General features: G+C 68.8%; 20 protein-coding genes and 1 tRNA gene. 13 read left to right on the top strand and 8 right to left on the bottom strand.

The features are described 5' to 3' along the window. Nucleotides 1-144: 144 nt before the first annotated feature. Complete coding sequence (locus JSQ98_RS15240; RefSeq protein ID WP_211648973.1) at nucleotides 145-627, top strand: Lrp/AsnC family transcriptional regulator; 483 nt, start codon at nucleotides 145-147, stop codon at nucleotides 625-627. A gap of 21 nt (nucleotides 628-648) precedes the next feature. Here JSQ98_RS15240 and zapE read toward each other — a convergent pair whose 3' ends face one another. Next, entirely contained in the window at nucleotides 649-1764 is a 1116-nt protein-coding gene (gene zapE / locus JSQ98_RS07045; RefSeq protein ID WP_211648972.1) for an AFG1/ZapE family ATPase, read from the bottom strand. Between the two features lie 68 nt (nucleotides 1765-1832). Here zapE and JSQ98_RS07040 point away from each other — a divergent pair, with 68 nt between their 5' ends. The 8 genes from JSQ98_RS07040 (at nucleotide 1833) to JSQ98_RS07005 (ending at nucleotide 10143) form a co-directional block, all read left to right on the top strand. Next, nucleotides 1833-2684, top strand: a complete 852-nt coding sequence (locus JSQ98_RS07040) for a ParA family protein (protein WP_176698371.1) — start codon at nucleotides 1833-1835, stop codon at nucleotides 2682-2684. A gap of 4 nt (nucleotides 2685-2688) precedes the next feature. After that, the gene (locus JSQ98_RS07035; RefSeq protein ID WP_211648971.1) at nucleotides 2689-3564 is read left to right on the top strand and encodes a segregation and condensation protein A; all 876 of its coding nucleotides are present in this window, start codon (nucleotides 2689-2691) and stop codon (nucleotides 3562-3564) included. Further along, nucleotides 3557-4294, top strand: coding sequence for an SMC-Scp complex subunit ScpB (gene scpB, locus JSQ98_RS07030; protein ID WP_211648970.1), 738 nt, complete (start codon nucleotides 3557-3559; stop codon nucleotides 4292-4294). Before JSQ98_RS07035 ends, scpB begins: the two co-directional genes overlap by 8 nt. Beyond that, complete coding sequence (locus JSQ98_RS07025) at nucleotides 4291-5313, top strand: pseudouridine synthase (RefSeq protein ID WP_200331177.1); 1023 nt, start codon at nucleotides 4291-4293, stop codon at nucleotides 5311-5313. Before scpB ends, JSQ98_RS07025 begins: the two co-directional genes overlap by 4 nt. Then, a complete protein-coding gene (locus tag JSQ98_RS07020; protein ID WP_211648969.1) occupies nucleotides 5310-6452 on the top strand; it encodes a prephenate dehydrogenase in 1143 nt (380 codons plus the stop codon). Before JSQ98_RS07025 ends, JSQ98_RS07020 begins: the two co-directional genes overlap by 4 nt. After that, entirely contained in the window at nucleotides 6449-7234 is a 786-nt protein-coding gene (gene cmk / locus JSQ98_RS07015) for a (d)CMP kinase (RefSeq protein WP_346728735.1), read from the top strand. The genes JSQ98_RS07020 and cmk overlap by 4 nt, the downstream gene beginning before the upstream one ends. Then, nucleotides 7234-8916, top strand: coding sequence for a ribosome biogenesis GTPase Der (gene der / locus JSQ98_RS07010; protein ID WP_283242020.1), 1683 nt, complete (start codon nucleotides 7234-7236; stop codon nucleotides 8914-8916). Before cmk ends, der begins: the two co-directional genes overlap by 1 nt. Before the next feature lie 324 nt (nucleotides 8917-9240). After that, nucleotides 9241-10143: a DUF817 domain-containing protein gene (locus JSQ98_RS07005; RefSeq protein WP_211648967.1), complete on the top strand. Its 903-nt coding sequence runs from the start codon at nucleotides 9241-9243 to the stop codon at nucleotides 10141-10143. Between the two features lie 90 nt (nucleotides 10144-10233). On the opposite strand, the gene JSQ98_RS07000 is transcribed toward JSQ98_RS07005, so the two are convergent. From JSQ98_RS07000 to JSQ98_RS06990, 3 genes are all read right to left on the bottom strand, one after another. After that, the gene (locus JSQ98_RS07000) at nucleotides 10234-10641 is read right to left on the bottom strand and encodes a DUF4190 domain-containing protein (RefSeq protein WP_249290770.1); all 408 of its coding nucleotides are present in this window, start codon (nucleotides 10639-10641) and stop codon (nucleotides 10234-10236) included. Nucleotides 10642-10859: 218 nt separating this feature from the next. Then, nucleotides 10860-12404 carry an MFS transporter gene (locus JSQ98_RS06995; protein WP_200331877.1) on the bottom strand — a complete coding sequence of 515 codons (1545 nt, stop codon included), beginning with the start codon at nucleotides 12402-12404 and terminating at the stop codon, nucleotides 10860-10862. A gap of 73 nt (nucleotides 12405-12477) precedes the next feature. Next, nucleotides 12478-13086: a TetR/AcrR family transcriptional regulator gene (locus JSQ98_RS06990; protein ID WP_211648966.1), complete on the bottom strand. Its 609-nt coding sequence runs from the start codon at nucleotides 13084-13086 to the stop codon at nucleotides 12478-12480. Between the two features lie 221 nt (nucleotides 13087-13307). On the opposite strand from JSQ98_RS06990, the gene rraA reads away from it, so the two are divergent. Together rraA and JSQ98_RS06980 are read left to right on the top strand one after the other, a co-directional pair. Further along, nucleotides 13308-13778, top strand: coding sequence for a ribonuclease E activity regulator RraA (gene rraA / locus JSQ98_RS06985; protein ID WP_090151234.1), 471 nt, complete (start codon nucleotides 13308-13310; stop codon nucleotides 13776-13778). An 83-nt stretch (nucleotides 13779-13861) separates the two neighbouring features. Beyond that, nucleotides 13862-14599, top strand: coding sequence for a lysoplasmalogenase family protein (locus tag JSQ98_RS06980; protein WP_211648965.1), 738 nt, complete (start codon nucleotides 13862-13864; stop codon nucleotides 14597-14599). Here JSQ98_RS06980 and JSQ98_RS06975 read toward each other — a convergent pair. Next, a complete protein-coding gene (locus JSQ98_RS06975) occupies nucleotides 14565-15461 on the bottom strand; it encodes an NUDIX domain-containing protein (protein ID WP_211648964.1) in 897 nt (298 codons plus the stop codon). The genes JSQ98_RS06980 and JSQ98_RS06975 overlap by 35 nt on opposite strands. A gap of 176 nt (nucleotides 15462-15637) precedes the next feature. On the opposite strand from JSQ98_RS06975, the gene JSQ98_RS06970 reads away from it, so the two are divergent. Both JSQ98_RS06970 and JSQ98_RS06965 read left to right on the top strand, forming a co-directional pair. Next, nucleotides 15638-16093, top strand: coding sequence for an aminoacyl-tRNA deacylase (locus JSQ98_RS06970; RefSeq protein ID WP_211648963.1), 456 nt, complete (start codon nucleotides 15638-15640; stop codon nucleotides 16091-16093). 171 nt (nucleotides 16094-16264) lie between these two features. Continuing rightward, a tRNA-Pro gene (locus JSQ98_RS06965) sits at nucleotides 16265-16341 on the top strand. Here JSQ98_RS06965 and JSQ98_RS06960 read toward each other — a convergent pair. The 3 genes from JSQ98_RS06960 to JSQ98_RS06950 form a co-directional block, all read right to left on the bottom strand. Continuing rightward, nucleotides 16304-17425: a DDE-type integrase/transposase/recombinase gene (locus JSQ98_RS06960; protein WP_211648961.1), complete on the bottom strand. Its 1122-nt coding sequence runs from the start codon at nucleotides 17423-17425 to the stop codon at nucleotides 16304-16306. The two genes, JSQ98_RS06965 and JSQ98_RS06960, sit on opposite strands and share 38 nt — an antisense overlap. A gap of 124 nt (nucleotides 17426-17549) precedes the next feature. Further along, nucleotides 17550-17774, bottom strand: a complete 225-nt coding sequence (locus tag JSQ98_RS06955) for a hypothetical protein (RefSeq protein WP_211648959.1) — start codon at nucleotides 17772-17774, stop codon at nucleotides 17550-17552. Between the two features lie 18 nt (nucleotides 17775-17792). Beyond that, nucleotides 17793-17978: an integrase core domain-containing protein gene (locus JSQ98_RS06950; protein ID WP_211648957.1), complete on the bottom strand. Its 186-nt coding sequence runs from the start codon at nucleotides 17976-17978 to the stop codon at nucleotides 17793-17795. Between the last annotated feature and the right edge of the window lie 17 nt (nucleotides 17979-17995).

Raw genomic sequence — 17995 nt, 5'->3', positions numbered from 1 at the left:
CGGATTGCACACCAATTTAGCCTTGCGGCCGCTTTTCTGCAAGCAGAGGAGTGGAATGAGCCCGATTTTGGGCGCGAGCTCGCATCGGTGGGTAAACTGCTCGCGAGACGGCGCTTCCCGCTGATCGAAGAGAAAGAGGGCCAGGTGAGTCGAGTTCCCGAGCAGATCATCGATGATCTCGATCGCCGCGTGCTCCGCACCCTGCGCGACATGCCTCGCGCGACCCTCGGGGAGATGGCCGAGCACGTCGGCGTCTCCCGAACGACGTTCAAAGCGCGACTCGACCGGCTGTGGGAGAGCGGCATCATCATCGGCCACGAGACGCAGCTCGACCTGGCGTCGATGGGTCTGGAGGTGCAGGCCTGGGTGCAGCTCAACGTGCAGCAGGGGGAGCTCGAACCCATCACCGAGATGCTCGACGGCCTGCCGCACGTCATCGAAGCGTTCGTCACCACCGGCGGGGCCGACGTGCAGTGCCGCATGGTGGCGAGAAGCACGGCGCACCTGCAGGAGCTGCTGCTCGAGCTGTCGCGGCACCCGGCCGTCACCCGCACGAAGAGCTCGGTGATCCTGTCGAGCCTCGTCAGTCACCGAAAAGTGCAAGCGCTCGACCTGCTCGATCTCTGACGCGCGAGGCGATCGCGCCGGTCATCCGTCCCCGTCGGGATCGCCGTCGCGCAACAGCGCCAGCCGACTGATGGTGCGGAAGAGATCGACCGGCGGATCGGAGATGTCGACGAGCCCGGCGAGATCCGTGCGGGAGAGCACGGTCAGCGGCAGGTCGGCATGCACGAGCACGTCGAGCAGCGAGACGAACCGCTGCCGCGCCTCGCGACTCGCCTGCGACAACGGCGGCACGTCGACGAGCACCCACTGATCGAACTCGGCGGCGAGATCGAGGTAGTCCTCGGCGATCGACGGCGACTCCAGCAGATCGGCGAAGTCGAACCAGACAACCGTCGAAGCCGTGAGCTCGCCGCTCGCCTCGCCGCGGCGCACCGCGAGCGCCCGCAGCGCACGATGTCCGCCCAGCACAGTGGTCGACTCGTGCGGGTGCGGGGGTTCGAGCCCGGAGGATCGTGCTGCGCTCGCCGCGGAGCCGGACGCACCGAACGCGATCCAGCGCCCCGAAGCGAAGCCGCTCTCGGCGGGGGCCGCAGGCGACGCGGAGCGGTAGTCACTGCCGCCGTCGAGCGTGCGCACCGCGAAGTGCTCGCGGATGAGACGCACGCTCGGCTCGACCACGTGGTGGAACACGGGGTTCGCGAGCAGACCCTCCGGTTCGTAGTTGGAGGTGAAGAGTGTCGGGATACGGCGGGCGACCAGCTCCGCCACGAGACGATTCAGCAGGCTCGCGCCGCCCGGATCGTGCACGTGCAGCTCATCGAAGAAGAAGACCCGTGCGCCGTCGAGCAACTCGGCGACGGTCGCTTCGATCGCGTCTCGGGCCGTCATCTGCGCTCCGAAACGGCGCTGCAGCTCCTGGAAGAAGGTGTGGAAGTGCACGCGGCGCTTTGCGGCCGCCGGCACATTGATCGCGTCGAAGATCTCAGATGCGAGCCAGGTCTTGCCGCGCCCTGCCGGCCCGTGGATGAAGACCCCGCTGGGAGAGTGCGAACCGCCCCACCGGCCGGCCAGCACGGCGATCTCATCGAGCAACTGCTGCTGAGCCCGGTCGAGCACAATGCCCTTCGCTCCCGCCGAGTGCTCCACTGCGTCGCTGAGCCGCGAAGCGGCGCGGGGTGTCGCTCGCGGATCCGTCACGTTCCCCGATCCTAGCGAGGCGTGCTCCAGGCTAGGATGGAATGTCAGTGAGCGGGAGGAGACCGGGTATGGCGAAACAGGTCGAACTGGGGCCGACCGGGCGACCCGATCGCATCATTCCGGCACCCAAGAAGCTCGACCGCCACGGGCCGGCGCGCATCATCGCCATGTGCAACCAGAAGGGTGGCGTCGGCAAGACGACCAGCACCATCAATCTCGCTGCAGCGCTCGCGCGCTACGGGCGCCGCGTGCTCGCCGTCGACTTCGACCCCCAGGGCGCGCTCTCGGCGGGCCTCGGAGTACCGGCCCACGACGTCCCCACCATCTACGACCTGATGCTCGGCAAGCTGAAGGATCCGCGCGACGCGATCCAGAAGACCGGCACCGCCGGGCTCGACGTCATCCCAGCCAACATCGACCTCTCGGCCGCCGAGGTGCACCTCGTCACGGAGGTCGCGCGCGAGCAGATTCTCGGCAGCGTGCTGCGCAAGGTCGTCGACGATTACGACGTCATCTTGATCGACTGCCAGCCGTCGCTCGGTCTCTTGACCGTGAACGCGCTCACCGCGAGCCACGGCGTGCTGATTCCCCTCGCCTGCGAGTACTTCGCGCTCCGCGGCGTCGCCCTGCTGGTCGAGACGGTCGACAAGGTGCGCGATCGCCTGAACCCCGCGCTCGAACTCGACGGCATTCTCGCGACCATGTACGACGCGCGCACGCTCCACGCCCGCGAGGTGCTCGAGCGCGTCATCGACACGTTCGGCGACACAGTCTTCGACACCGTCATCGGCCGCACCGTGAAGCTGCCCGACGCGCAGATCGCCGCGAAGCCGATTCTCGACTACGCCCCATCGAACGCCGCCTCAGAGGCGTACCTCAAGCTGGCCCGCGAGCTCGTGCAACGCGGCGCCGTCGCCTAGCGCCATGGTGGTGGACACGGATCCTGGAGCCGCAGCGGCCGGCACGGATCCGGTGCCTGCCGACGATCGCTTCCGCGTCAGCCTCTCGGTCTTCGACGGGCCGTTCGATTTGCTGCTCAACCTGATCGGCAAGCACGAGCTCGACATCACCGAGGTCGCCCTGAGCCTGGTCACCGACGAGTTCATCGCCTACCTCGCGTCCATCGAGGGGCAGGGCATCGTCGAGCTCGACCGCGCCTCCGAGTTTCTCGTGGTCGCCGCGACGCTGCTCGATATGAAGATCGCGAGCCTCTTGCCGCAGGGCGAGGTCGTCGACGCCGAAGACATCGCACTGCTCGAAGCCCGCGATCTGCTGTTCGCCCGGCTGCTGCAGTACCGCGCCTTCAAACAGGCCAGTGCCTGGTTTCGAGATCGCCTGGAGGCGGAGAGCGCTCGTCACGCCCGGCAGGTGCCGCTCGAAGCGAAGTACCGCTCTCGCGGGCCGGAACTCGTCTGGACGCTGAGCCCGGGCGACTTCGCCGCGATCGCCACGCTCGCCTTCGCGCCGCGCGAGATTCCGACGGTCGGCCTCGACCACCTGCACGCGCCACTCGTATCGATCCGCGAGCAGGCCGCGATCGTCGTCGCGCTGCTGCGCGGCGGTGTCGGCGCTGACGGCAGCACTGATGGGCGCGGCGGGTCGCGCTCCTTCCGCGAACTGGTCGCCGGGGTCGCGGAACGGGGCGTGGTGGTCGCACGGTTCCTCGCGATCCTCGAGCTGTATCGTCGTGCAGCGGTCACCTTCGAGCAGGCCGAGCCGCTCGGCGAGCTGCAGGTGCAGTGGGTCGGTGAGAGCTGGTCCGACGACGAGCTTGCTACGTTAGGAAACGACTATGACTGACAACGACAGCGCCGCTCCGATCCTCGCCGAGGGAGCGGGGTCACTTTCGGTGGGTGTCGCGTCGCAACACGCACCAGAAGCGACCCCGCTCGCAGAAACGGGTGCGGCGGCAGCGGACGCGGCCGGCGCCGACGGGGAGCTGGACGCCGCCCGCAGCGCCCACTCGTTGTCGCAGCAGCTGGAGGCGCTGCTCATCGTCGCCGACGAGCCGCTCAGCGCGGTCGCCCTGGCCACCGCGACCGATCGCCCGGTGCGCGAGGTGCGCGCGGTGCTCGACGCCCTCGTCGCCGAGTTCGACGGCGAGCGCGCCGGCGGCGGTGCAGTGAGCAGTGGTGCCGGATCGCCGCGCGGCTTCGAGCTGCGCGAGGTCGCCGGCGGATACCGCTTCTACGCCCGCGCGAGCCTCGACCCGATCGTGGCCGACTTCGTGCACCAGCAGTCGCCGGCGCGCCTCTCGCAGGCGGCGCTCGAAACGCTCGCCGTCATCGCGTACCGCCAGCCCATCTCCCGCGGAGCGATCGCCTCGATCCGCGCGGTCAACGTCGACTCGGTGGTGCGCACCCTGCTCGGCCGGGGGCTCGTCGCAGAGACCGGCAACGATCCGGAGACCGGCGCGATCCTCTACGGCACCTCCGACGCCCTGCTCGGCTATCTCGGCATCGGCGACATCTCGGAGCTGCCCCCCATCTCCCCACTGCTCGAAGAACCCACGGAAGGATTCGACGAATGAATCGCTCGGAAGAGAATCTCGGCGGCTCGTACTCCGTCGACGGCGAGAACATCGAGATCGACCTCGCGGAGTTCGGGTGGGACCGTCCGCAGACGGCGCCGACCGAAGCCGCGCACGACGACGACGGCCGCATCCGCCTGCAGAAGGCGCTCGCGCACGCGGGCGTCGCATCGCGCCGGGCCTGCGAGTCGCTGATCTCCAGCGGACGCGTGACGGTCAACGGCGAGATTCAGCGCGAGCTGGGTTCGCGCATCGACCCCGAGACCGACGACGTGCGCGTCGACGGGGTGGTCGTGCAGCTCGACGTGTCGAAGCGCTACTTCGTGCTGAACAAGCCGCGCGGCGTCGTGTCGACCATGAACGACGAGAACGGCCGCCCCGATCTCCGCGAGTTCGCCGACGAGGTCGAGGATCGGCTGTACAACGTCGGGCGTCTCGACACCGACACGAGCGGTCTGCTCATCCTCACGAACGACGGCGAGCTCGCGCACCGTCTCGCGCACCCGAGCTTCGGCGTGCAGAAGACGTACATCGCCAAGGTGCGCGGGAGGGTGACGGCTGCCGTGATCCAGCAGCTCAAAGACGGGGTGGAGCTCGCCGACGGGCCGATCCACGCCGATCGCGCGAAGCTGCTGCCGGGCGGATCGGGCGACGCCCACTCGCTCGTCGAGATCACGCTGCACTCCGGCCGCAACCGCATCGTGCGCCGCATGCTCGCCGAGGTCGGGCACCCGGTGGTCGAACTCGTGCGCCGCCAGTTCGGCCCGCTCCACCTCGGCACGCTGCGCGTCGGCGAGCTGCGCGAACTGTCGTCGGGGGAGCGCGGGGCGCTGCTCTCCGCGGTCGAAGACGAGGGATCGGGCGACGGGTCCGGATCCGGAGGCGCGCAGCAGGCCGGGCGCCGGGGCGAGATCACCGCCGGCCGGCCCGGCGACGGCAAGGGCGCCCGCGGGATGCGCGGCATGGCGGCGCGCGGAAACCCGCACGGACGCGGCGGACGGAAGCAGGGCGGTCGATGAGCGCCCCTGAAGCTGCGCCGAGCGGCGAGCATCTGCGCGCGGCCGGGGAGCGCCCGGCGCTGGTCGCTCGCACCCGTGGCCCGGTGCACGTCATCGGCGCTGGCCTGCTCGGGGCGAGCGTCGGTCTCGGCCTGCGCGAGCGCGGCGTCGACGTGACGCTCGAAGACCTGTCGCCGACGACCGTCGCGCTCGCCGCCGACTACGGCGCGGGGCGGGTGCGCACCGCCTCCGACGAGTCCCCGGTGCTCGTCGTCATCGCGACGCCGCCCGACGTGACGGCAGATGTGGTCGAGCGCGCGCTCCGCACCTACCCCGATGCCGTGGTGACGGACGTCGCGAGCGTGAAGCTCGCGCCGTTCACCGAGCTCAAGCGACGCGGCATCGACCTGGCGAAGTACGTGGGCTCGCACCCGATGGCGGGACGCGAGCGCGGCGGCGCGATCATGGCGCGCGCCGACCTGTTCGTTGGCAGGCCCTGGGTGATCTGCCGCGACGGCGAGACCCCGGCCGACGCGCTCGCACTCGTCGAAGCCGTGGCGCTCGACCTCGGAGGCGTGCTGATGGAGATGACGCCCGAAGAGCACGACCGGTCGGTCGGGCTGGTCTCCCACCTGCCGCAGGTCGTGTCGAGCCTGCTCGCCGCGCGACTCGTACCGGCATCCGAGCAGGCGATCGGCCTCGCGGGCGGCGGTCTGCGCGACACCACGCGCGTCGCCTCCAGCGATCCGGAGCTCTGGGTGCAGATCCTCGGCGCGAACAGCGCGCCCGTCGTGGAGCTGCTCGACGCGTTCTCGGCGGATGTCGCCGCGTTCGCCGATGCGCTGCGCGATCCGGCACGCACCGGTGCGCGTCGCCGCATCGCTGACCTGCTGTCGGCGGGCAACAACGGAGTGTCGCGCATTCCCGGCAAGCACGGTTCGTCCGAGCGATTCACCCAGATCACGGTGCTCATCGACGACTCTCCCGGGCAGTTGGCGAAGTTGCTCACCGAACTCGGAGAACTGGGCATTAATATGGAAGACTTGCGCCTCGAGCACTCGCCGGGCGCCCAGATCGGTTTCGCGGAGATCGCGGTACTGCCGGAGGTCGCCGAACGAGCGGTCGCCGATCTCGTCGAACGCGGATGGAGGACGCTGTGACTGATGCTGCATCAGCTGCCGCTGCGCTGACCGTGATAACGGGCGCGGCGCAGGCGGAGCGCGCCCAGCAGGCCGAGGCGCCGAACGCGGCCCCCCTGCTCGTCGCGATCGACGGGCCGGCGGGGAGCGGCAAGTCGAGCGTCTCGCGTGCCGCCGCGGAGCGGCTCGGATTCGGGATCCTCGACACCGGCGCGGCCTACCGGTCGCTCGCGTGGGCGGCCGTCGAGACCTCCGCCGACCTGGACGACTCGGCCGCGGTCGCCGCGATCCTCGACGTGTGGACGTACGCGATCACCCTGCGCGGTCAGCAACGAGTCACGGTCGAACTCGGCGACGGCGTCGTCCACGATGTGACGACCGCGATCCGCGCCCACGACGTGAGCGGGCTCGTGAGTCGAGTCTCGAAGCACCCGGAGGTGCGCGAGCGCTTGAACGAGATGTTCCGGCGGATCGTCGCGGAGTCGGGGCTGCCCGGCGTCGTGATCGAGGGTCGCGACATCACGACCGTGGTGGCGCCTGACGCGCCGGTGCGCGTGCTGATGACCGCCTCGCCCGAGGTGCGCGCGCAGCGTCGCGCCGGCGAGCTCGACGGGCTCACCCACGCACAGGTGCTCGCCGACATCGAAGCGCGTGACGCCAAGGACGCGCAGGTCGTCGACTTCTTCACCCCAGCCCCCGGGGTGACGCTCGTCGACACGAGCAACTTGAACTTTGCACAGTCCGTGGAGGCTGTGGTTGAAATCGTACGAGCGGCGCAGGGCGTCGCGGAAGAGAGCGAATGATGAGCGAGCAGAATCCCGGAACGGGCGCCGAGCACGAAGGCGCGTCGCGGCCGGAGTCCGAGTTTGACGGAGCCGAGCTCGACGGACCCGAGGTCATGCAGGTGAACCCCGACGGCAGTCAGGTCGCCGCGGCCCCCGAGTACGACGAGGCCGAGACCTACGCCGCAACGGTGAACGATGCCCCCGTGCACGCCGCCGGTGACGGTGAGGTCGTCTTCGGCGAGGGCTTCGACGCGAGCGTCAGCGACGAGGAGCGCCTGCGCGCCATGCGCTCGAACCTCGAAGGCTTCGACCTCGAAGACGACGACGTCGCGATCATCAGCGATGACGGCGAGTTCCTCGGCTTCCGCGAGCCCGTCTCCGAGGCACTGCCGGTCGTCGCGATCGTCGGCCGCCCCAACGTCGGCAAGTCGGCGCTCGTGAACCGCATCCTCGGCCGCCGCGAGGCCGTCGTCGAGGACGTGCCGGGCGTCACCCGCGACCGCGTCACCTACCAGGCCGAGTGGGGCGGCACCCGCTTCAGTCTCGTCGACACCGGCGGCTGGGAGCCCGACGCGAAGGGCATCGACGCGTCGGTCGCGCTCCAGGCCGAGGTCGCGATCGAGCTCTGCGACGTCGTCATGTTCGTCGTCGACTCCCGCGTCGGACCGACGGCCACGGACGAGCGCGTCGTGCAGCTGCTGCGCCGCACGCACAAGCCCGTCTTCCTCGTCGCCAACAAGGTCGACGACGCCGTGCTCGAGGCCGAGGCCGCCCAGCTGTGGTCGCTCGGACTGGGTGAGCCCAACGCCGTCTCGGCACTGCACGGCCGTGGCGTCGCCGACCTGCTCGACGCGGTCGTCGAAGCACTGCCCGAAGAGTCGGCCGTCGCACAGCCGAAGATGCTCGGGCCGCGCCGCGTCGCACTGCTCGGTCGCCCCAACGTCGGCAAGTCGAGCCTGCTCAACAAGGCGGCCGGCGAGGAGCGCGCAGTCGTCAGCGACATCGCGGGCACCACGCGCGACCCGGTCGACGAGCAGGTCGAGATCGCCGGTCGGGTGTGGACGTTCGTCGACACCGCCGGCATCCGCCGCCGCGTGCACCTGCAGAAGGGCGCCGACTTCTACGCATCCCTGCGCACCGCCGCAGCGCTCGAGAAGGCCGAGGTCGCGGTCGTGCTCATCGACGTGACGCAGGAGATCTCCGACCAGGATCTGCGCATCATCGACCTCGTGCTCGAGTCGGGGCGCGCACTCGTGCTCGCCTTCAACAAGTGGGACATGCTCGACGACGACCGTCGCCGGTACCTCGAACGCGAGATCGAGCAGGATCTCGCGCACGTCGACTGGGCGCCGCGCGTCAACATCTCGGCGCGCACCGGGCGTCACCTCGAGAAGCTCGTGCCGGCGCTCGAGACGGCGCTCGAGTCGTGGGACACGCGCATTCCGACGGGCAAGTTCAACGCCTTCGTCGCCGAGCTCGTGCAGGAGCACCCGCACCCGCTCCGCAGCGGCAAGCAGCCGCGCATCCTGTTCGGCACGCAGGTGCAGAATCGCCCGCCGACATTCGTGCTCTTCACGTCGGGCTTCCTCGACCCGCAGTACCGCCGCTTCATCCAGCGCCGCCTGCGCGAGCGCTACGGCTTCGACGGCAGCCCCATCGTGATCAACATGCGCATCCGCGAAAGGCGCCCGCGCCCGTAGGGCGTGAGCGCCGTAGGGACGGCGATTTCTCGCCGTTCCGCGGATGCGCCGCGGTGGTCTCCACCGCGGTGAGTATGGCCTGCTATAGCCGGCCATTCCATATTGGTTCCGCGAAAGGCGCCCGCGCCCGTAGGGCGTCGGCGCCGCAGCGCCTTCGGTTGGTGGTGATGGTGCCAGGGTGAGAAATACGGCTTCCGTGAGATCACCACGCCGGGTGTGCGTCTCACGGAAGCCGCATCTCGCACCGAAGCGAAGCGACGTCTCGCACCGGAGCGAAGCGGCGGTGAGCAGCAACGCTCAGGTGCGGCGGGGTAGCCTCTGAGCATGTCGGCACCAGGGCACTCCGGAGAGGATTTCGGCGACGCTTCACCGCAGCGCCGGCTGACCCCGCTCGAGCGCACGATCGACCGCGCGGCGCACCGCCTCCTCGCAGGCAAACCCGCGACGGGCGCCCGGGCGGTGCTCATCGAGGCCGCAGTGTTCCTGCTCAAGCAGGCGTGGGCGTGCGTCTTCGGCGCGCTGATGCTCGTGGTGATCGTCGCCGCGCGCCTCTGGTACCCCGACGACGCCGGCCTCGCCCGGAATGACGCGATGACGATCGCGGCCGTGGCGATCCAGATCGGCATGCTGGTGTTCCGCCTCGAGAGCGGCCGCGAACTCTGGGTGATCGTGCTGTTCCACATCACGGGAACGGTGATGGAGCTGTTCAAGACCGATGTCGGATCATGGGCGTACGCCGCCGACGGGGTGCTGAGGATCGGCGCCGTGCCGCTGTTCAGTGGGTTCATGTACGCGGCCGTCGGCTCGTACATGGTGCGCGTGTACCGGCTGCACGACCTGCGCTTCACGCGGTATCCGCCGATCTGGGCGACCACCGTCGTCGCGGTCGCGATCTACGCGAACTTCTTCACGCACCACTACATCTTCGACGCCCGATGGATCCTGCTCGCCAGCGTCGTGCTGCTCTGGGCCCCGACCGTGATGCACTTCCGCATCTGGCGAGCGACGCTCAAGGTGCCGCTCCTGCTGATCTTCGTCGGGGTCGCGCTGTTCATCTGGATCGCCGAGAACATCGCCACCCTCTCGGGTGCCTGGCTGTACCCGAGTCAGACCGACGGGTGGGAGCTCGTTTCCGGCCAGAAGATCGTCTCATGGTTCCTGCTGATGATCATCTCGGTGGTCATGGTCACCTGGGTGTACCGCCCGAAGCGGCCTGAGGTCGCGTAGCCGGCGTCACCCGGTAAGTCTCTCGCGAACGGCTTCTGGCGAACGCTTCTGGCGGCCGGTCTCTCGCGACCGCGCCTCGCAGCCGGTCGCTTACGCCGCGAAGACGAGCGCGAGTGCACCGAATCCGAAGACCGCGACTGCGACGATGCCGGCGAGCACCCAGAGTGCGAGCATGACCGCGTTCAGCCAGACGCCCCAGAGTGCGAGGGCGCGATCCTGCGTGCCGCGGCGCAGCGCGAGGATGCCGAAGACGAGGCCGGTGATGGGGGCGAAGAACGTCCAGCCGCTGACCACCGAGGCGATGCCGAGCACGAAGCTCGTGATCGAGAAGGCGCGGGAGTGCTCGTTGATGTTCACCGGGCCGCTCGGGAACGGCTCGGATCCGTTCGACGCCGCGCTGCTCGCCGCGAGGGGTGTCGTGTCGGTGACGAGCGGGTACGTCGGTGCCGTGCCGGACTCGGAGGCGACGGTGGTCTCGGGGGTGATGGTGGCGCTCATGGCGGCTCCTCTCATGGGCGGCGAACCGGGTGTTCGTCCGTGATACCTCAACGGTAGGTCGGAGCGGGGTACCGCCACATCCGCCCGGAGTATCGCGCGCGTAAGACCCCGGTACCGTGTCGAGCGGCACCGGGGTCAGGGGCGGGTCAGGGTCGGGTCAGGGGTCGCACCGGGGTTCTCCCCGGGTTGCACTCCGGGGGAGCGCTCAGGGATCGAACTCAGTGCGAGGCCTGCGACACGTCGGTGCCCTTGGGGGTCATCACGAACACGGCCACCGCGACGGCGAACATGACGAGGCCGCCGGCGATCCCGGTGGTCTGCATCGAGTGGGTGAAGGCGACGCCGGCCTGCTGCGCGAGCTCGGGGAGGCGCAGCTCGTCGGCGATGGAGACCGCGGCGCCGAGCGATTCCTCGGCCTGGCCTGCGAGTGCGCGATCCACGCCCTGCAGCGCACCCGATGCGATGAACTCGGCCCGGTAGAGGAGTGCCGAGACGCTGCCCAGAATCGCGACGCCGAGCACGGCGCCCAGCTCGTACGAGGTCTCCTCGATGGCGCCGGCGTTGCCGGCCTTCTCCTCGGGGGATCCGTGCATGATCATCGCCGAGGCGATCGCGAGCGAGCCGGTGCCGGCGCCCACGAAGCAGAGCGCGATGATGACGGTGAGCGTGGTGAGCGTTCCCGGCTGCAGGCCGATGATGAGCATGCCGACGCCCGCGAAGCCGAGGCCGCCGGCGAGCACGGAGCGCGCCCCGATGCGGCGTGCCAGCGCCGGGGCCGCGAGCGAGGCGAGCGCGCCGGTGATCGCGATCGGGAAGAGGCGAATGCCCGCTTCGACCGGGGACGCGCCGTCGACGAGCTGCAGCCACTGGGCGATGAGCAGGAGTGCGGCGATCATCGCGAACGTCGAGCCGAGGGCCGCGATGGCGCCCGCCGAGAAGACGCGGTTGCGGAAGAGGCTGAGGTCGAGGAGCGGCGACGCACTGCGCAGGCAGCGCACCACGAACCAGGCGAGCAGGGCCGCGCCCGCGGCGAACGCGACGAGCGCCTCGGGCACGAGCAGGCTCGCCTCCTTGCCGAACGTCTTGATCGCCCAAACGAGGAGCGTCATGCCGACGAGGGAGAGCGCTGCGGCGAGGAAGTCCCAGCGGCCCGTATGCGCGACGCGCGACTCGGGGAGGATCGCGATGCCCGCGATCACGCCGACGAGCATGAGCGGCACGTTCACGAGGAACGCCGCGTGCCACGAGAAGTACTCGAGCAGCAGCCCGCCGAGCAGCGGGCCGACCGCGGCGCCGAGGCCGGAGACGGCGGCCCAGATCGCGAGGGCGGTCGCGCGCTCGCGGGGGTCGGTGAAGATGACGCGGATGAGCGAGAGGGTGATCGGCATGATCATCGCGCCGCCGATGCCGAGGATCGCGCGGATCGCGATGACCGACTCGGCGTTGGTGGCGAACAGCACGAGCAGCGACGCCGCCCCGAAGATCGAGTAGCCGAGCAGCAGCATGCGCTTGCGGCCCCAGCGGTCGGCGATGGCCGCGAACGAGACGAGCAGGCCTGCGAGGACGAGTGAGTAGACGTCGATGATCCAGAGCTGCTGGTCGGAGGTCGGGTGCAGCTCGGCCGCCATTTCGGGCAGCGCGATGTTGAGGATCGTCATATCCATCGTGATGACGAGCAGGCTCGCGGTGAGCACGCTGAGTGCAGCCCAGCGGCGGGCCTTGCTGAGCGGGGCGAACTTCGGTGCGGTGCGCTGGTCGGACATGGTGGTCACGGTCTTTCCTTGGGTCTGTGTTCGGTGTTGCGTGCGGTGCGGTGCGGGGGAGTGGAGAGCGGAGCTACGAGTTCGCGGATCCAGGCACCGGCATCGTCATGAGCGCTCGCATGATGCGCGTGAGCTCGTCGCGGCCGAGCGGGGTGCCGGTGAGCCCGGCGTGCATCGTGGCCCCGTCCATGAGCACTGCGAGGGCGACGGCCCGCTCTTCGCCGATCTGCGGCGAGAGGCGCTCGACGAGGCGCTCAGGCCAGCGCAGTGCGAGCGCGCGCAGTCGGGCGTCGGTCATGCCGCTCGTCATGAGCGCGATGTCGGCGTGCACCGTGCGCGGGTCTTCGAGGTAGGCGAGCATCTCGTCGATGATCGGCTCGGGGCGCTCGACCATCGTCGCGACGAACGGTTCGAGCCGCGCGATCGATTCGTCGATCTCTTCGGCGAGTTGCTGCAGGGCGCACTCGCGCAGGTCGTCGATCGAGCTGAAGTACTGGGTGGTCGAGCCGAGCGGCACCGAGGCGCGCTTCGCGACGGCGCGGTGCGTGAGTGCGGAGTGCCCCTGTTCCACGATGATCTCGGTCGCGGCCGCGAGGATCGCGAGGCGTCGCCCCTCCGGATCCCGACGGCGGGGAGCGGGTGGGCCAGCGGGTTCGACTGCAGGTTCGTGCGAGTGCGACATGGCGGCTCCTTTCGTGGACGCGGGGACGGCAGGTACCGGCTGTGGGCGCCGCAGAACCTTACTGTACATGTGTACATGTACGTTTGTACAGTAGTGATTTCGAGGGCGGATTGCGAACCATTGCCAACCCCCTGCCAATGTCGCAGGTTGCAGGTAACGTGAATGATGCAGGTCGGCACGCTGCCGACCGGCCCGGAGACGGGCACGAGGGGAGTAACGAGATGGCGCAGATCAGTACGGCCGACCTCTACGACGAACGCGGCAGCGAGCTGCGGTCGGTGTCGCTGCAGTTTCAGAACATCGGCGGCATGACCGGCTTCACCGGGCCGGTGCGCACCGTGCAGTGCTTCCAAGACAACTCGCTCATCAGGCAGACGCTCTCGAGCGACGGGCACGGCGCAGTGCTCGTCATCGACGGGGCGGGGTCGCTCGAGACCGCACTCGTCGGCGACCAGATCGCCGAGCTCGCCTGCGACAACGGCTGGGCGGGGCTCATCGTGAACGGCGCCATCCGCGACCGCGTGGCGATCGGCACGCTGCCGTTCGGCGTGAAGGCGCTCGGGTCGAACCCGGCGAAGTCGACCAAGACCGGTGCTGGCGAGGTCGACGTGCCCGTCGAGATCGCTGGTGTGACGTTCCGCCCCGGCGCCACGGTGTGGTGCGACGACGACGGGATCCTGGTCGAGCCCTGACCGAACCCCGTGGCTGACCGGTCGCTGCCCGGCACGCTCACACCTGCCGGGCGGCGAACCCGGTTGAGCAATAAGATGCGAGTATGACCGAGCGCTTCCGAGCACTGCTCCCGTTCGTGCCGTACCTCGCGGTGTCGCTCGCGCACGTCATCGCCTGCTTCGGGCAGTACGCGTTCGAGGGATGGACGAAGCTGCTGCTCATGCCAGCGCTCGCCGCCGGAGTGATCGCGTCGGCCGTGCTCGTGCCCGAGCTGCGCCTGCGCCCCACACCCGTCGGCGCGCTCGCGCTGCTGCTCGCAGCGATCACGTTCTCGTGGCTCGGCGACGGCGCGGCAACGTTCTTCCCGATGTTCGAGAGCGAGATCCCAATGATGCTCGCGTGCTTCGGCGTCGCGCACCTCGCGTACATCGTGCTGCTGTGGCGCACGCGCGGCATCGCCAAGCGGCGCCTTCCCGCATGGAGCCTCGTCTACGTGCTCGCGTACCTCGTGCTCCTCGCGCTGCTGCTGCCGCACACGAAGTCACTGTCGATCCCGGTGATGGCCTACGGGCTCGTACTCGTCGCCACCGCGGCACTTGCGACCCGGTGCGGCGCGGTCATCGCGTGGGGCGGCGCGTTCTTCCTGCTCTCCGACGCGATCCTCGCCTTCCGGCTCTTCGTGCCCGGCAGCACCACGTGGACGAGCGGCGTCGTGATGCTCACCTACACCCTCGGCCAGGGGCTGCTCGCCTACGGCATCGTCGCGGCACTGCGCAAACGCGCGGATCGGGGCGAGGCGGGACCCGCTACTCCTCAGGCAGGATCTTCAGCAGCTTCTTGACCCCGCGAATCGTCGTCGCGCCCGCGGCACCCACGCGCACCCGCAGCTCGGCGTCGCTCGTGACGACGGTGGTGATCGATCCGCTCGCGCTCAGCGCTTCGACCGCGCTCACGATCGTGTCGTCGCCGGTCTCGGGAGCGCTCAGCACGCGGATCCGGTCGGTGCTGTCGATGCCGCGCGCGTTGCCCTCGACCACGACGATCCAGTCGGGGTAGACGCGGTCGAGGCCCGGCACGCGGGGCTCGGCGAGGTCGAGGAACCCGGCGCGCACCCCGTTCGACGTTTCGAGGTAGGTGTGCAGCCGGTCGCGGAGGCGCTCTGCGGCGCCGCGGCGATCCTTCCACCACCCGTTGGGCACGCTGCCGATGACGTTCGCGGCGTCGACGATGACGGTCGGGGGCGGCCCGAGCAGCGGGCGCAGCAGCGGCCAGCTCGCGGCGAAGGCGGGGTGCAGGGGGAGTGCTTCGACGTGGTCGAGCGGCACCCAGGCGAGGGCGTGGCTCTCGGGGTCCGTGATCTCTGGCTCGAACTGGGTGACGACGTCGGCGACGAGCGTCGTGTACGTCCAGCCGCCGCGGTCGAGCACGTGGGTGTAGCGCGGGCGCACCGAGTGGTCGGGAACGCCCGCCTCCTCCTGCGCCTCGCGGATCGCTCCGTCGTTCGCCGATTCCCCCTCGTGACGCGCGCCGCCCGGGATGCCCCAGGTGTCGCCGTGGTCGCTCCAGGTGACGCGGTGCTGCAGCAGGATCGCGTCGCGGGCGTGGTCGAAGGCGAGTAGCCCGGCGGCGCCGAAGCGGCCCCAGTAGCGCCCGCCATCGCCCGCCTCGATCCAGGCGTCACCGGTGTCTCGCAGGTCGCTCATGGTCTCAGCGTATCTGCCGCGGGGCCTCGTGTGCGCGTTTGTGAAGCCTCCTGGCGCGGGAATGCGGGGGTGGTGTATCGGTGTTGTGCTGGGTGACGGGCGGTTTGTCGCCGCACCGTGCTGCGTGTTCTTGTGCGCGCGCTGTTTCGCCTGTTCTGGGTTTCCAAGGAGGATTCATGTCGACCGATGTCGAGCCCTACGCCGCTGCTGCTGCCGATGCTGCCTCCCGTGGGCTTGCTGTTTCGTTCGTCGCGCGCACCCCCGGGCAGCGGCCCGCGCCCGTCGAGGGCGTCGAGCTCGTGAAGACGATCGTGGTGCAGACGAAGGATCGCTTCGTGCTCGTGCTCACCCCCGTCGACGCGCAGTTCTCGTGGGCGAAGCTGCGGGCGCATCTCGGTGTGAACAAGCTGTCGCTGCCCGATGCGGATGGGGCGTTTGCCGCGACGGGGTACGTGCGGGGCACCATTACTCCTTTGGGTGCCGCGGGATCGTGGCCTGTTGTCGTCGATGCGCGATTGGCCGGGCGGCGGATCGCGATCGGGTCCGGGAGTGCCGAGTTCGGGGCGCTGGTTTCGGCAGATGAGCTGGTGCGTGCTTATTCTGCCGCGGTAGTGGACCTCGCTGCTGAGTGAGGGATGGGTTTTTCGCCTTTCGGCTCGCTCGGGCTTGGTGGCGCGCCCGGGTTTCTGCGGCACCGCCGCGATTTCCGGCCGTTGGTTCGATACACCCTCCGAGTGTGGGTAATATAGAGGGGTTGCCTCGGCAGCGCAGGCCAGATTCTGGCCGGCGAAGCTGAAGAACAACGGGCTGTGGCGCAGCTTGGTAGCGCACTTGACTGGGGGTCAAGGGGTCGCAGGTTCAAATCCTGTCAGCCCGACCATTGTGATGTCTGAGGACATCACGGCACCCGAACCCACGCTGTGTGGGTTCGGGTGTTTTTCGTTGGTAGTCCTTTTCTGGGTCGATGATGTATTCGCCGAGGACGTCGCCGGTGTGGGTGATTCGGTTGCGTGGTGTGCGTGGACGAGGCAGATGATCTCGGTTCGTGCGTTTTCGCGGCCGATGCCGAGGTGGCGTAGGCGGCCTGCGTGGTGCAGTGAGATCGTTCCAGTGGTGCCCACGATGTCGTACCTCACCTGCCACGAATCAGGAGCATCTGGTCGGGTGGGGGCGGCTTTCGGGATCAGCGTGTACGCGTGCTGGGGTGTGTTTCTCGCGATCGCCCGGTGTGGTCGGATGGTGTTGTAGTACTCGCTGAAACGGTCGAGGCTGGTCTGAAGTTCCGTGATCGATGCCGCGTTGTGCTGGGCGAGGTACTTCTTCAAGGTCTGCCAGAAGCGTTCGATTATGTAGACCATGCCGTTGTCGGTGAGCGTTGCCGCCGGGAATCCGTGTGCGTGGGCGGCCTGTGTGAAGGTATCGACGACGATGCGGCCCGTGACGCGCGGGTGGGCGGAGAGGTGCAGCAGAAAGCGGGAGTGGTCATCGAGCCAGCCGATGATCTCGATCTCGTGCCCGGTCGTGAGCCTGTGGTGGGTGAAGTCGGATTGCCACATCTCGTTGGGTTGTGATGCTTGGAATCGTTGCCAAGACGAGCGGGGTCGTTTCTGGGGCTGCGGGGTGATGGCGCCTGAGCGTTGCAGGATGCGCCAGATCGTGGTGCGTGACACTGTGACGTGTTCGCGGGCGAGGTAGGTGCGGATCGTGTCGGCGCCGGCGTCACTGCCGTGCTGAAGCAACGTGTCTCGGAGTTCAAGGATGCGTTCGCGTATGTGTTTCGGGGTTTGGCCCGGGCAGGTGTGTGGTGCTCGGGAACGGGGCAGGATGCCGACCTCGCCTTCGGCGAGGTATCTCTGGTACAGGGTGTGGACGAGCGATTTGGAGACTCCGTAGAGTCTGGCGGCTTCCCGGTAGGTGAGGCCTTGGGTGGTGATCGCGATGATCAGGAGCTGGTTCCGGTGCACTGTCCATGATGTCGCGAGACATTAGGGCGTGGGAGGGGTGGTTGTCCGGTATGTCGTGGGACAGGTGTCCACTATGTGCTGAAACCAGACACTGTCAGCCCGACCGATGTGATGTCCCAGGACATCACGGACACCCGGACCCACGCTGAGTGGGTTCGGGTGTTTTTCGTTGATAGTCCTTTTCTGGGTCGATGGTGTATTCGCCGAGGACGTCGCCGGTGTGCGTGATCACGGTTGCGTGGTGTGCGTGGACGAGGCAGATGATCTCGGTGCGTGCGTGTTCGCGGCCAATGCCGAGGTGGCGCAAGCGTCCCGCGTGGCGCAGCGAGATCGTTCCCTTGGTGCCCACGATGTCGTACCTCACCTGTCACGAATCAGGAGCATCTGGTCGGGTGGGGGCGGCTTTCGGGATCAGCGTGTACGCGTGCTGGGGCGTGTTTCTCGCGATTGCCCGGTGCGGTCGAATGGTGTTGTAGTACTCGCGAAAACGGTCGAGGCTGGTCTGAAGTTCCAGGATGTTCACGGCGTTGTGCTGGGCGAGGTACTTCTTCAAGGTTTGCTAAAGCGTTC

It is taken from the genome of Leucobacter manosquensis (genome assembly GCF_018304845.1).
Taxonomy (GTDB): Bacteria; Actinomycetota; Actinomycetes; order Actinomycetales; family Microbacteriaceae; genus Leucobacter; species Leucobacter alluvii.
The sequence above is the reverse complement of the archived record's forward strand: the minus strand, read 5'-3'. Positions and strand labels throughout refer to the sequence as shown.